We start from the raw sequence: 13,414 nt of genomic DNA, 5'->3' as shown, positions 1-13,414 counted from the left end.
ACGGAATCAGGAGACAGAAACGTATATGGCAAAGTCCGCGAAGTTAGCCGAGAAGGCTCTCACGTATGGAGCAAAGGCCGCTTGGGCTGTGTTCGACAAGCTGAACTCAATCTCGCCCAACCCCAGCTTCACCCCCAAGTGGAGCGACAAGCCCCTCCTGAAGTCCTACCAGAAAGAGAAGCCCCCCCTTGGCTGGCCCCGTACCACCGACTCCCTCTGCCCCAAGTGTATCCCTGAGATCCGCCAGCAGATCGTCGACGGCAAGCTACCCCACGAGATCCTTCTGAACGAGAAGGTCGGCGAGATCAAGGCCCAGATCATCGAGCGCGATGGTCAGATTTTGATGGTGAAAGACTGCCCCATCCACGGCCACTTCGAGGACGTCATGTCCATCGACCCGCCGATGATGAAGCACCTCGAAGACGTCTTCCCCGGCCGCGACATCCGCGCCCACAATGACGAGAAGCTTCACAATCACGGCACCTCGACCGTCACCCACGGCCGCGGTTCGGTTCTGACCATCGACCTGACCAATCGCTGCAACATGATGTGCGATCCCTGCTTCATGGACGCCAACCAGGTCGGCTTCGTCCACGAGCTCACCTGGGACGAGATCAAGACCATGCTCGACAACGCGATCTCCATCAAGCCGCGCCGTCAGATGTCAGTCCAGTTCTCAGGTGGCGAGCCCACGCTCTCGCCCTACTTCCTCGACGCCGTCGCCTACTCCCGTAAGGTCGGTTACAACTCCGTACAGGCCGCGACCAACGGCATCGAGTTCGCAAAGTCCAAGGAATTTGCCAAGGCCGCTGCTGAGGCTGGTCTGCGCTACGCCTACCTGCAGTTCGACGGTATCGGCAACGCCGCCAACTCACACCGCAAGGTCGGCAACGCGTTCGACGTAAAGCTCCAGGCCATCCACAACCTGCACGAGGCTGGCGTCGACATCGTTCCCGTCACGACGATCGTCAATGGCATCAACAACGAGCAGGTTGGCCGCATCATCGAGTTCGCGCTCGACAACCCGAAGAAGATCAACTTCCTCTCGTTCCAGCCTGTCTCCTTCACGGGCCGCGACGAGGCCGTCTCCGACGAGCGCCGTGCCGCACAGCGCTACACCCTGTCACACCTCGCGCACGACATCCGTAACCAGACGGGTCTCGGCGAATCGACCCGCGACTGGTTCCCCATCTCCTTCATGTCCACCTTCTCCGACTGGGCCGACCTGGTTCACGGACCGGATCATGACTGGGGCCAGCTCTCCTGCGGATGCCACCCGAACTGCGGTATCGGCATGGCGCTAATGATCGACAAGGAGACCAAAGAAGCGGTTCCTGTAACCAGCTTCCTCAACGCCGTGCAGCTCGCCAAGGACGTCGCCCGCATCAACGACGCCGCCCGCGGCAAGTTCCTCTCCATCGTCGGCGTATCGCTTGCGCTGCTGCGCAACTACGATCCCACCAAGGCTCCTACACACTTCAAGATCGTCGACCTGCTGCAGAAGTTCGACAAGTGCTTCGGCGCCACCGGCCGCAACTACGGTAAGGTGACCGGCGACCGCACCATGGCCGACATCGAGAAGCGCCGCGCCGACCGCTGGAACTTCCTCTTCATCGCCGGCATGTGGTTCCAGGACCTGTTCAACTACGACTTCCGCCGTACCGAGCAGTGCATCATCCCCTACGCCACTCAGGAAGGTGAGATCAGCTTCTGCGCCTACAACACCGGCGTGGGCTGGAGAAACATCATCGAGAAGATGCACATGACCGCCACCCTCACCAAGTGGTATGAGGAGCACGGCCGTCACGAGATCTTTGCCGGTGGTAAGAAGGTCGGTATTGAGCGTCAGGAGAAGTACGACCTGGTGCTCAATGAGTCCCACGTCAACGCTGCCGCCAACGATACCTTTGAGAAGAGCGGTATCGCCAAGAATGCACGCGAAGAGAAGATCCGTGCACGCGACGCCAAGCTGAAGCAGGACGCCGAAAACGCCCGCATGGCTAAGCTCTACCGCAAGGAGATCCTCAAGGAGCAGGAGCAGCCCGGCTTCATCGCCCTCGGCGAGATCAAGGCCGCTCCAGCTGCCCCCGCAAAGACCGAGGACAAGGACCTCGTCGCCGGGGACTAAGCACTTTCAACGCATTAACATAAAGGTCGCCAGCAATGGCGGCCTTCTTCTTTGTTCAAATGTTCGCTAGTCTTGATTGTCCAGCCAACATAAATGCCATCCCACTAAATGCCAGCGCTTCAAACACACTCGCCAACTCGTTTCCCACATGGGTATAAGGATCGGCAATCGCTCGTGGAATATGCAGCATGAGCAGCCACGAAAAGATCATCACCCCTGTAAGCAATGATGCTCGTTTTGCGACTCGCTTCACCATCATTCCAATTCCACCCGCGATCAACGCGGCTCCAGCAAAATAGGTCCAGAAGGTTGCCGAGCCAATCCAGGCTGGGATCAGTGATTCCACAAACTTCGCATAGAGAAAGTGTTCGGATCCAAAGATCACGAGTAATCCTGCGAAGAAGTACCGCCCCACCGGCAACATTCGCTCCAACCATTCCGGCAATGCACTGTCCTCAGTGCCGAAAGACAGTGCTGCGATCCAGGCTCCTCCTGCCAGCGCCAATTCTTTTATCGCATTCGCCCATGCCCCAAGCACCGCCGCGTACGGGCTTGCCAGTTGGTTTGGAACATGCACCACAAACACCAGCACCAGCAATCCAACCCCAGTCCACGCGGCGACTCTTCGCCCCGCCCAGTTGAATAGGATGCAGACTCCGCACGCCAGCAGAACCGCGCCGATCCCAAACACCCATAGCAGCCGCAGCGGGAGCCAGGATGGAAACTCCGGAATCACCACACCGGGAAAGTTTTTGTAGAAGAAGTGCATCAGGCCAATCGAAGCCAGCCCGACGGCATAAAAAGTCCGCCCCACAACAGCAAGCCATTTTTGCATGTCCGGAAGTCTAGACTACTTCTCGAACGTCACGCACTCACTTTCGTCCCAGATTTCCCATCGATTTTCGCCAGCCTCCGCTTCGCATGTCGCGCCCGCGCCTTCATCGCCGGGGTCCCTTCGCGCAGAGCCTGCTCAACGATCTCCTCGGCGATCTCGCGCAACGAGGCTTCTTCACATGCCAGTAGGCCAATCCCTTCGACTGCGGAACAGCGCGTCACATTGCTCTCATCCTCAATCAGGAGTTCCATCAGCCCAGCCGCCCGTAATCGCTGCTCTCGTGTATGCGCCACACGAGCAACTACCAATCCCAGGTGCCATCGCGTCCGCGATTCTTCTAGAGCGATCTCCGCCAGCAATCCTGCCAGCTCGTCTGCATAGCCATATAAAGCCGAAGCATCGTTGTCCGTGACTCGACAAGCAACATCGGCAGCTCGCTTGCGAAGTTCGGCATCTTCACCAAACATCGTCTCGACCAGAGCCTTTACAACTCTGCGCTGGCCTTGAATCTCTTGCGCGATTCGCATCGCCCGATCCAGACTCCAAGGCCCCTCGCCCAGCAAACGCACCGAATCTTTAGCCACGGAGACTAATCCTTCGTTGCAATTCCCTGTAGCTCAAACCGAGCCCCAAACAGCAATTTGCCCGAGCCAAGAAACGCACGCGCCGGAAGCTTCCCGGTAAAGTAGCTGCGGTAGACCGCGTTGAACTGCTCCCACAACGAGACATCGCTGGCAAAGATCTGCACCGACACCAGATTCTCCATCGTCATCCCTGCCATCGCCAGCACACGCTGAAAATCTTGCATCACAAGATGCGCCTCTTCTTCTGCCGTGTCCGGAACCTTGGTCGTCCCCGGAATCAGCCCTATGCGGCCCGAAAGATAGAGAGTTTTACCGTCCACAAGAACGGCATCTGAGAAGGGTGCGGCAGGATTACTCGAAAAATATTCGCGGCTCATAGATCGCAGTTTATCCCAGCCGGGCTGCGCCCCTTCCATGTCTCTAGTTCTGTGTCAAGCGCAGGAATATTTGCACTGCGTTTTTTTGCCTTATTAAGGCAGCAGTTGTTTTTGTTTCTTCGAGTTCCTATGGGGTCGGGAACCGGGCAGCGTTCAGCGACAGTCGCTCAAACTTCCATACGCGGGTTGGATACCGCACGAACGTGTGTCGTCGCAGGCTTGCCTCGGACTTAGCGCGGGCGTCGGAAGGTACACCGGCCCAAGGGGCTCACGAGGATCACCATGACCGGCTACCCGGTTCCCCACACCATAGGTAAAGCGGTAAAGCGTGGGCGTTTGCTATCGTGTTGTCATGCTCAAGCTTCTGTTCGCGTTGGCTGTCTCTGCTCTTCTTGTTGAGCAGACCGTTCCAGCGCAGACAATGTCTGTTCAAGGAGTCTCCAGTAGCTCCGTGGTGCGTCAACCCGCTTCGGAAGATGCGGTCGAACGGAATATCCGAGCTATCCGATCAGGCAGTGGTCTGCCTCGTCTGAAACGGGTTCCACCATCTGAGTCGGAACTAGAGCTGACCTGCACAGCTGCGGTCACCGGCCAGGAAGTTCACGATCCTGAACTCGGCAATCTCCGCACATACGTGACAAGCGATCTGACAAGTCAGCCGGAGCAGTTGAAGCTGGTTGCGCTAGGCACCTCACAGTTCCCCGACGGTGGACCTCGAAAACCCGTGTACTCAGATAAAAGCTGGCCACGGTACTCGATCGTCGTCTTTTAGATAAGAGCAGCACACCGGACCACCCGGTGTATCTGGTTGGTGTTGCTCGTCGTCCATCAGCCTTGGCCGAGTGGATGACACCCATCAGCGGAGACAATCCGGTGAAAGATGGGAAGGACTGGAAAAGGCAAGTGGTATCTGCCTGCCGAAAAGCGCAATAGCAAAGGACTCGATAGAGATACCTATGCTCCAGACAATCGCATCTCCTGACCGATAGCCCAGATAAAGCCCGCGAGTTCGCGTGCAAGTGCCGCCACGACGACCGTAGGCTTCTTACCGCGCGCAATCATCGTTCGATAGCGAGCGCAAAGCCTGGTCTGTGCCTTCCACGCGATATCCCTAACGTTCTTCGGCAAGCGGACGAGGATCTCGGCCTTCTCCTTAGCGACACGGGCTGGATAGCGATAGCTCCATGCCGCTTCGATCAGCATCCTCCGTGCTTCGCGGTTGCCGGTCTTCGTAATACCTCCGCGACGGATGCTGCCACCGCTGGAGTGTTCGGACGGAACGAGGCCGAGGTAGCCCATCAGCATCCGTGGCGACTCGAAGCGGCTCAGGTCGCCGGTCGTAGCCAAGAACGTGGCAGATGAGAGTAGGTCGATCCCTCGCAAGCCGCGCAGTGCTTCGACCAATGGGCCAAGCGACCAGCTTGCCGTCATCGCACCGATCCGTTCGATCAGCGCGTCTCTTCTCTCCTGTGCAGTCCACACTGCTTCGACATAATCACGGAACACGATGCGATGAACTTCCACTTGAAAGGTCTGTCCAGCTAGCCAGGAACGGTGGCGCTGCGTCCAGTGCTTGCCGGTTGGATAAGATCGCCCGTGGCGGAGCAGGAACGCGAGTAACTGCTGACGACAGCGCATCAGATGCATGGATGCATCCACACGCGCACGAACGAGATCACGCAACGCCTCATGTGTCGCGTCCGGCACCCACACCTGCGTTAGGTCACCAGATCGGTGCAGGATCGCCAGCTTCTGCGAGTCCCGCCGATCCGTCTTGATCCTCTCACCCGGCTTGCGCGGAATCATCGAGGTCGCCGCGACCGTGCAACTGTGGCCCAACGCAGTGAGTTGGCGATAGATGTTGTAGCCGCAACCGCCGGCTTCGTAACAGAAATCGAGCTCGCCGTGCTTCGCAAGCCGCTTGGCCATCTTCGCGATGTCATCCGGCTGGTTGGGTATGACGCCGATAAACCGCACCGGGCCGTTCCGTCCATCTTCGGCCACGCTAATCGAAATGGTCTCCTTGTGGACGTCCATCCCAACGAATGATCTGACTGCCTGCATGTCTCAAGTCCTCCTCTCTACAGGAGAACCGAAGCCGGGCTTCGACTCGAGCAGAGACATACAGACTTAAACAACGAAGCCCCCAACTGGGGGCCCCTCTTATTATCTCCAGACAAAATCTACTCGCCGGTCACAGTGGAGCTGGCACGATGAGGCAAGCGCCTTGTAGACTTTGCAATCGATCGTCTCTGTACGCGACGGCGGCTAACACGGCCATAGGACCATTCCCGTACAGGCCCTACATCCACATGCACAAACTGATTCACCGGATAATATCCCACGCCTCCTGCACCAAGACTGAGTGCAGCATCGCGCAGATTTGTTGTCGTCACTCCGGGTACCCGAATATCAATCGCCTTGGCCTGCATATGCTGGCTATGTTCGGCTACACCAGAGTTTCGTGACCGGGAACGCAGCAGCTTATTACTCCACGGCGTACGGTATCCACAGACAATATCAATCACTCCATCCGGCCGGCCTAGCTTCTCCATCAGGGAATGCAGTAGATCGAATTCCTTCGGATCGTATTCGCTCTCTGTCTGAGTCCGATGATCACGAAGAAAGTAATTCAGCTTCTCCATCGCTGCGGGCAGATAGGTATCTCCCACTCGATACACTACATCGATGTCTTCCCCTGTATGCAGGTGATGCAGCCGTAGCCGATACTCCTCCCCCACGGAAGAGGCTTTGCTATCTACATCCCTGGCATGGGCCAGATGGTTTTGTCCCGCAAAAAGCGCCCCTACGAAAGCTGCGGCCAAGCCCAGCCTGCTTATCTTTCCCATCTCTACTCCTGGGAGGTAATTTCCCGTGCCAGATGAGCAATCGTAAATGCAATTTACAGATTGCCATTCACCTCCTTCAAGTCTATCGAACTCCGCTTTCCAGAAGCAGACCTTACGTAACCTTTCTTTAAATAGCTCAGTTTCAGGCATAAGCCCTTCTATACCAGTTACTTTTACTCTCCATTCCTCATCCCTGTGTACGATGGAGATATATGTCTCTTGACGCTGTCCAGGTCCGAGTCCTCGGCTCTCTTATTGAAAAAGAGATCACTACACCAGAAAACTACCCTCTATCGTTGAATGCTCTGGTTAATGCCTGTAATCAACGCTCCAGCCGCGACCCGGTTCTCGAACTCACCGACGACGAGGTTCGCCAGGCCCTGCATACACTCGAAGATCAAGGCTTTATCACCACCGTCCATGACGCTCGAGTTCCGAAATACGAGCACCGCGCCCGCACCGTCCTTAATCTTCGCCGCGATGAAACTGCTGTAATCTGCCTTCTGATGCTGCGTGGTCCGCAGACTCCGGGCGAACTTCGCGGTCGCTCCGAGCGTCTCTATGCCTTCGACGACATCTCGTCCGTGCAGTCCACCTTGGATCGGCTGGCCTCACGCGAAGCCTCCACCGAGCCGCCTGCCAGCCCTGGCGCTACGGGGCCGCTCGTCGTCATGCTTCCCCGTCAACCTGGCTCACGCGAGTCCCGTTATGCTCACCTGCTCTCTGGAGCTCCCGAGATTCCCCAGGTGGCATCTTCATCGTCTACACCTTATGCTCCTTCTCTTGCTGAGCGAGTCACCGAGCTGGAATCCGCATTGAACCATCTCAACGAAACGCTGGCCACGCTCCAGGCGCGCGTCCAGACACTTGAATCTTCTTCGTGATCCTCGGGCATCCTATGCGATGATCAGTGACCAACACGAAATCATGTCGAATCCAAATGTCATCCCGGACGATAGCTTCTCCCGCAGACAGAGCATCGGAAGACGACAGGATGACATGCGCAGCGACGATCTCTCTCGCCTGTTGCTCCAGATTCCCGCAGGTATTCTCTGCATCAATCGTGCATGGCAGATCACTTTCGCCAATCCGGAGAGCCGCAGAATTCTCGATATCCATCCCAGGCATATCCAAACAGATATCCTTTGGACGATATTCCCAGATCTCGTCGGCACCGATCTCGAGCATATCTCCCGCTCCGTTATGCACGCCCGCATCCCAGCCTATTTGGAATATTTCAGCAGGCGCCGCGATATCTGGCTAGAGATCCACATCCTTCCCTTCTCTGACGGAATCTCTCTTGTTCTGCATGACATCACCGACCGTAAAGGAGCAGAACTCCTTCGTGATGTCGCATCCCGTCAGCTCCTACAGGTACTTGAGGCGACTACGGATGCAGTCGTCAGCGTAAACCGCGAAGAGACCTTTACCTTCCTCAATCGCCGCGCGCGCCAGATGCTCTCTGCCAAAGGAGACCTCCTCGGCAAGAAAATATGGCATGAGTTCCCTGCATCCTCCGACCAGTTTCGCCATCATTACGATCGCGCCATGTGCGATGGCATTGCCAGTGATTTCGAAGATTTTTATCCCGAGCCTCTCAATCTCTGGCTCTCGATTCAGATTCGACCTTCTGATGACGGAGTCGTGATCTTCTTTCGCGATATCACTACGCGCCGCAAAGCGGACCAGGCTCTCCTGCAACAGCGCGACCTTCTCTCAATCGTCCAACAAACCGCCCGAGTGGCGACCTGGGACGTTGAGCTTTCAACTGGAAAAATCACGTTCGGAATAGGTTCCTATCCTGTCTTTGGCCATCCCTTCGCTGATCTCCCTGACCTGCGCGCCTTCCGCAAATTCATTCCCTCCGAGCACGTCACAGCGATCGATGAACTGCTACTTCAGACACGCCAGACTGGCGAAATGATTGTCACAGATTTCCCCATCCGTGCTGCCAATGGCTCCATCCTATGGATTGAGTGCCGTTGCCAGGCGCTGATCGTTAACGGAGTTGCTATTCGTTTGCGTGGCCTTGCGCTCGACATCTCCGATCGCAAGACATTCGCTGAAACGCTGCAACAGCGACAGGAAGAAACCGAACGCCAGCGCGCCGAGCTGGAAACCATTTACCGTACGGCCCCTGTTGGCCTCGCCCTGTTCGATCCCGTTGAATTTCGATATCTCCGCGTAAACGATAGACAAGCTGAAACCATTGGTCTATCGCGCGAACAGATCATTGGGCGAAGCATCACCGAAATCGCCCCACTCGATGGAATCGAAGATCTCTTTCGTCAGGTCGCCTCCGGTGGAGCCGTTCGCAATCACCTCTTTGAGGGAGTGCTTCCTACACGTCCTGGAGAACATCGTTTCTGGAACGTAAACTACGCTCCTGTTCATGGCTCAGATGGACAGGTTGAGGCAATAGCAGCCGTCATTCAGGAGATGACACATCAAAAGAAAGCGGAACGGGCTCTCATTCAGAGTGAAAAGCTCGCTGCTGTTGGCAGGCTCGCAAGCTCTATCTCACACGAGATCAATAACCCACTCGAGGCCATCACCAATCTTCTGTATCTCATCCAATCCTCCAACGATCTTCCGCCCAGTCTCGCAGGCTACGTTCACACTGCTCAAAGTGAACTCTCACGCGTCTGCCAGATTGCAACCCAGACCCTTCGCTTCCATCGTCAGGCAGTCAGCGCAACATGGGTCACCGCCAAAGACCTTATCGATGCAGTGCTGAATCTTTATCACGGCCGTCTTCTCAACTCCGGCATCGTGGTCAAAACGCTGTATGCAACCTCACAGCCCATTCTCTGTTTTGAAAACGACATTCGCCAGGTTCTCAACAACCTGATTGCGAATGCAATCGATGCCATGCGCCAGGGAGGAAGACTAATCATCCGGGCGCACCATGCCACAGATCAACGCAACGGACACAAGGGAATTCGTATCACAATCGCCGATACCGGCTACGGGATGTCCCCTGCGGTTCGTGCTCGCATCTTCGAACCCTTCTATACCACGAAGGATCTCAACGGCACGGGCCTGGGACTCTGGATCTCCTCCGGCATCGTCAAACGTCATCAGGGGAAGCTGACGCTGCGCAGTACACAGCACGCTATCCACCATGGCACGGTCTTCTCACTCTTCCTGCCACATTTCGAAGAGCCGCAGCAGCTGTCAGAACAAGAATCATAGCGTCGTCGTGGTTTGTCATTCCGCAACGTAGCGAAGGAATCTTCTTCTACATCTCAGCCCAACGCCGCAATAGATTGTGATACACCCCCGTAAGATTCACTCCTAATGGGCTCCCCGGAAGCTCCACTGCTAGCCGCTGTATTGTCTGGTCCAGTTCGAACAGCATCGCGCGATCTGCATCTGTGCGAATCATGCTCTGAATCCAGAAGAAGCTCGAGACCCGTGCCCCTCGTGTTACCGGCTCCACGCGATGCAGACTGGTCGCTGGATACAACACCATATGGCCTATCGGCAGCTTCACGCTGTGCGTTCCGTATGTGTCCTCGACAACTAATTCTCCGCCGTCATAATCTTCCGGCGGCGTAAGAAATAACGTCGCGGAAATATCCGTGCGGATTCTCTGCCCCGTCGTCACCTGCTGCCGGATCGCCGTATCCACATGTGTCCCGAACTTCCCCCCACCGCGATAGCGGTTAAACATCGGCGGAAACACCCGCAACGGGAGCGCCGCCGACATAAACATCGGCGATCGTGCGAGTCCCTTCAACACAAGATCACCCAATTCCTGCGCAAGCGGCGAAGTCTCTGGAAGTTGTTCATTCTCTTTAACACGCTGCGCCTGGTAACCCGCCGTCACCTTGCCATCCACCCAGTTCGTCGCATCGAGCTTTGCCCGCATCTGCGCTACTTCCGCTGCACTCAGTACGTCAGGAATCGTAATCAGCATAAGAAATCCTATCCAAATTTAGGACTACGTCACACAAAGAAAATGGCAGAGAAGGGGGAGACAATCCCTCCTCTGCCTCATCGTCCACCCGACCTTAGAAGTGTGCATTGAATCCGAACTGTGCATTGAATCCCTCGCCAGGAATCAAGTGATTCGGATGCGGTTGATCGATGAAAAACTTATTTGTCAGGTTCATCAGGTTTGCCTGAAACTCCAACCGGTCGCTGATGGGCCTGCGCAGCATCGCATTGAACGTCCAATAACCATTGATCGACTTGAACGCCAGCGGAGTCGCAAGAACCGGAGTAGCAGCACTTGTCTGCGGAACAGCAACCATCGCCGTTGAACTGGCCCGGCGCGGTCCGACAAAGTTCCCTCCAAAGCCTCCCACAAACCGCCACGGAAGATTGTGCGTTACCCATAGATTGCCCGAGTTTCTAGGAACATTCGCCAGTGGAAAATTATTTGGCGAAATGAAGTACGGATAAATCCCAAACACTGGATCGTTCGGCTTGAACAACGAGCTGAAAGGCGACGCATTCAAGACACTATTGGTCACGATGCCATTCAGATACGCATACCCCACGATCAGGTCAAAGTGCGACGCCATGTGGCCCAGTGCACCAACCTGGATTCCCTGCACCCGCTGGTTACCAACATTCAACACCTGCGTTGTATCCACAGGATTCGTCTCATACACGTTTGACTTATTCGTACGGAAGTAAGCTCCGTTCAGGTTCAACTTGTCGTTCAACAGGTCCCACTTCGTACCGACCTCATAGGTCTCGTTCTCCTGAGGGTCCTGCAGAGCATTGTTAGCACTCAGCGAAAGTGACTCCGCTGCGGGATTGAACGAAGTCCCGTAATCGAAGTACACGCTACCGTTGCGTGCTGGTTTGATCACAATTGCGCCGCGATACGTTGGCTGCTGAATCAGCTGCGAAACCTTCGGGCTCGTCGCTGTCGGATCGACCGTAGTGTTGAAGTAATCGAACCGCACACCACCGGAAAGCTGCAACCACTGCGTAAGCTTCAGCGTGTCCATGCCTGAGACGCCATATGCATTCGAAGTCACATACGTGCGTGCGCCAACCGATGTTGCCGCCGGGAGAAGATCCTCTGCGCTGGGATTGATCGCCGGAGTAAAAATCGTCGCCGCATAGCTGAGGCTACGGGGACGCGAACGCTCCCGTCCCCCTTCAATGGTCACGACAAAGTTGTTCTCAATGTTCTTGACCTTCAGCCGGGCAATCGCCTGCGTCTGGTCCCACAAAATATCTTCGGTTGCATTCCGGGCAATAATGGCGCGGCGCACCTTAACATTGCTCAGCGGAGTATTCATGCTGTAGCAGGGAGTCGCAGCCGTCGGCGAACACGTCGCCATGCCAACTCCATTCACCACCGAGTACGTTGGCACCGTATTGATTTGCGGCTCCACGACTCGGAGATCGCGCGGATAATTTCCCCACCGCACCGTTGACCGCAGAATCAACCCATTCGTAAAGTCGTGTTCGATTCTCCCCGTCACAATATCCGGGGTCGTCTTCAGATAGCTCTCATGCGCATATCCATAAAACGTCTTGCGATTGACCTTTGCCGTCTGGACACCGAAGTACGGCAGACCATAGTCCGGAACGCTGTCTTCAGCCTCATGCAGATACGTAATGTCTCCATGCGTCGCTCGATGCAGTCCAAACGCAATCGCCGGAGCAATGCCATATCGCTTTGTCTCTGCATAGTCTCGCTGCGCCACATTCGACTGCATTCCCATCACATTCAGCCGAAGCGCTGTTCCCGGAGCAATGTTGTCTAACGGCTCATTTACATCCGCCGTCAGTCTTCTCATCGCATTCGTGCCAAGCTGCAGAGATCCACGAATGAACTCATGATCGGCTGGAAACTTCGATTCCTGATTGATCACACCACCCGTCGATCCACGTCCAAATTCCACACCCGCGGGCCCTTGCAGCACCTGAACCGACTCGTAGTTGAACGAGTCGCGATAATACGAGCCGAAGTCACGAATGCCATCGATAAACATATCGTTGCGCGCTGAAAATCCACGGATCGTCAGGTTGTCTCCCTGCGCACCCGCCTCACCCGCTGCAATGCTGATGCCCGGAACATTTCGCAGACTGTCCCGCAGCGTCGTTACCGCCTGCTCCTGCATGATGAACTGCGGAACCACATTCACCGTCTGCGGAGTGTCGGTCAGCGTTTCCGTGAACTGTCCCAGCTCAATTGAGTTCGGCGAAGTAGAAACATCGACCGAGTCATTCGCACGCAGTTCAATAACAATGTCTCCGCCTTCGCGACGATAGCTCAGTCCTGTGCCCGACAGCAGATGGCGCATCGCCTCTTCTTCCGAGAAGAGTCCCGACGCACCCTTCGTCTGAAACCCTGCCAGCGTTCCATCCGGAAGATTCACCTTTACATGAAGGCCCGTCGCCTGCTCATAGGCCTTCAGAGCATCTTCCAGGCTTCCAGCAGCAATAGTGATCCTCTTCACTGGAAGGTTCGCAGCCGCTGGAGCACCCGCCGACGACGCGCTCTCGCTTCCGCTCACTGCTGCCTGCGACTGCCGGCCCACCCCCATCACCGTTGCCGCCAGGGTCCCCACCGCCAGCCAGTTCTTTGACGTCGCAAACTGACGCCTCCGCCGCTCTCTTCTCGCACCCTTCTTCATCGTTCCTTCTCCGACTCTCTAGGCCTCCGCACC

11 protein-coding genes are annotated in these 13,414 nt (G+C 56.1%); 4 read left to right on the top strand and 7 right to left on the bottom strand.

The window, feature by feature from the left end:
• The first annotated feature begins 25 nt into the window (after positions 1–25).
• The gene (locus tag H7846_RS03610) at positions 26–2,128 is read left to right on the top strand and encodes a radical SAM protein (RefSeq protein WP_186695173.1); all 2,103 of its coding nucleotides are present in this window, start codon (positions 26–28) and stop codon (positions 2,126–2,128) included.
• Positions 2,129–2,183: 55 nt separating this feature from the next.
• On the opposite strand, the gene H7846_RS03605 is transcribed toward H7846_RS03610, so the two are convergent.
• The 3 genes from H7846_RS03605 to H7846_RS03595 are packed head-to-tail and all read right to left on the bottom strand — an operon-like array spanning position 2,184 to position 3,924.
• Positions 2,184–2,963 carry a hypothetical protein gene (locus H7846_RS03605; protein ID WP_186695172.1) on the bottom strand — a complete coding sequence of 260 codons (780 nt, stop codon included), beginning with the start codon at positions 2,961–2,963 and terminating at the stop codon, positions 2,184–2,186.
• Between the two features lie 29 nt (positions 2,964–2,992).
• On the bottom strand, positions 2,993–3,547 hold the full coding sequence (locus H7846_RS03600) for a hypothetical protein (RefSeq protein ID WP_186695171.1): 555 nt from the start codon (positions 3,545–3,547) through the stop codon (positions 2,993–2,995).
• Positions 3,548–3,552: 5 nt separating this feature from the next.
• Entirely contained in the window at positions 3,553–3,924 is a 372-nt protein-coding gene (locus H7846_RS03595) for a RidA family protein (protein WP_186695170.1), read from the bottom strand.
• Between the two features lie 328 nt (positions 3,925–4,252).
• Here H7846_RS03595 and H7846_RS03590 point away from each other — a divergent pair, with 328 nt between their 5' ends.
• The gene (locus tag H7846_RS03590) at positions 4,253–4,696 is read left to right on the top strand and encodes a WH2 domain-containing protein (protein ID WP_186695169.1); all 444 of its coding nucleotides are present in this window, start codon (positions 4,253–4,255) and stop codon (positions 4,694–4,696) included.
• Positions 4,697–4,878: 182 nt separating this feature from the next.
• On the opposite strand, the gene H7846_RS03585 is transcribed toward H7846_RS03590, so the two are convergent.
• A complete protein-coding gene (locus tag H7846_RS03585; protein WP_186695168.1) occupies positions 4,879–5,988 on the bottom strand; it encodes an IS110 family RNA-guided transposase in 1,110 nt (369 codons plus the stop codon).
• Positions 5,989–6,107: 119 nt separating this feature from the next.
• Entirely contained in the window at positions 6,108–6,773 is a 666-nt protein-coding gene (locus tag H7846_RS03580; RefSeq protein ID WP_186695167.1) for a DUF882 domain-containing protein, read from the bottom strand.
• A gap of 212 nt (positions 6,774–6,985) precedes the next feature.
• On the opposite strand from H7846_RS03580, the gene H7846_RS03575 reads away from it, so the two are divergent.
• The gene (locus H7846_RS03575) at positions 6,986–7,657 is read left to right on the top strand and encodes a YceH family protein (protein ID WP_186695166.1); all 672 of its coding nucleotides are present in this window, start codon (positions 6,986–6,988) and stop codon (positions 7,655–7,657) included.
• 43 nt (positions 7,658–7,700) lie between these two features.
• On the top strand, positions 7,701–9,968 hold the full coding sequence (locus tag H7846_RS03570; protein WP_186695165.1) for a PAS domain-containing sensor histidine kinase: 2,268 nt from the start codon (positions 7,701–7,703) through the stop codon (positions 9,966–9,968).
• Positions 9,969–10,014: 46 nt separating this feature from the next.
• Here the strand turns inward: H7846_RS03570 and H7846_RS03565 are convergent, their stop codons facing one another.
• On the bottom strand, positions 10,015–10,695 hold the full coding sequence (locus H7846_RS03565; protein WP_186695164.1) for a Fe2+-dependent dioxygenase: 681 nt from the start codon (positions 10,693–10,695) through the stop codon (positions 10,015–10,017).
• 94 nt (positions 10,696–10,789) lie between these two features.
• Positions 10,790–13,381, bottom strand: a complete 2,592-nt coding sequence (locus tag H7846_RS03560) for a TonB-dependent siderophore receptor (RefSeq protein WP_186695163.1) — start codon at positions 13,379–13,381, stop codon at positions 10,790–10,792.
• Positions 13,382–13,414 lie beyond the last annotated feature (33 nt).

The organism is Edaphobacter sp. 4G125 (assembly GCF_014274685.1).
In the GTDB taxonomy this organism is placed as follows: Bacteria; Acidobacteriota; Terriglobia; order Terriglobales; family Acidobacteriaceae; genus Edaphobacter.
Note: the sequence above shows the minus strand (reverse complement) of the source record. Positions and strands in the feature narration are given on the sequence as shown.

Excerpts from the sequence above, each read along its gene's own strand:
- H7846_RS03560 (WP_186695163.1), bottom strand. The coding sequence starts at position 13,381 with ATGAAGAAGGGTGCGAGAAGAGAGCGGCGGAGGCGTCAGTTTGCGACG.
- H7846_RS03570 (WP_186695165.1), top strand. The coding sequence starts at position 7,701 with ATGTCGAATCCAAATGTCATCCCGGACGATAGCTTCTCCCGCAGACAG.
- H7846_RS03585 (WP_186695168.1), bottom strand. The coding sequence starts at position 5,988 with ATGCAGGCAGTCAGATCATTCGTTGGGATGGACGTCCACAAGGAGACC.
- H7846_RS03605 (WP_186695172.1), bottom strand. The coding sequence starts at position 2,963 with ATGCAAAAATGGCTTGCTGTTGTGGGGCGGACTTTTTATGCCGTCGGG.
- H7846_RS03595 (WP_186695170.1), bottom strand. The coding sequence starts at position 3,924 with ATGAGCCGCGAATATTTTTCGAGTAATCCTGCCGCACCCTTCTCAGAT.
- H7846_RS03565 (WP_186695164.1), bottom strand. The coding sequence starts at position 10,695 with ATGCTGATTACGATTCCTGACGTACTGAGTGCAGCGGAAGTAGCGCAG.
- H7846_RS03580 (WP_186695167.1), bottom strand. The coding sequence starts at position 6,773 with ATGGGAAAGATAAGCAGGCTGGGCTTGGCCGCAGCTTTCGTAGGGGCG.
- H7846_RS03610 (WP_186695173.1), top strand. The coding sequence starts at position 26 with ATGGCAAAGTCCGCGAAGTTAGCCGAGAAGGCTCTCACGTATGGAGCA.
- H7846_RS03575 (WP_186695166.1), top strand. The coding sequence starts at position 6,986 with ATGTCTCTTGACGCTGTCCAGGTCCGAGTCCTCGGCTCTCTTATTGAA.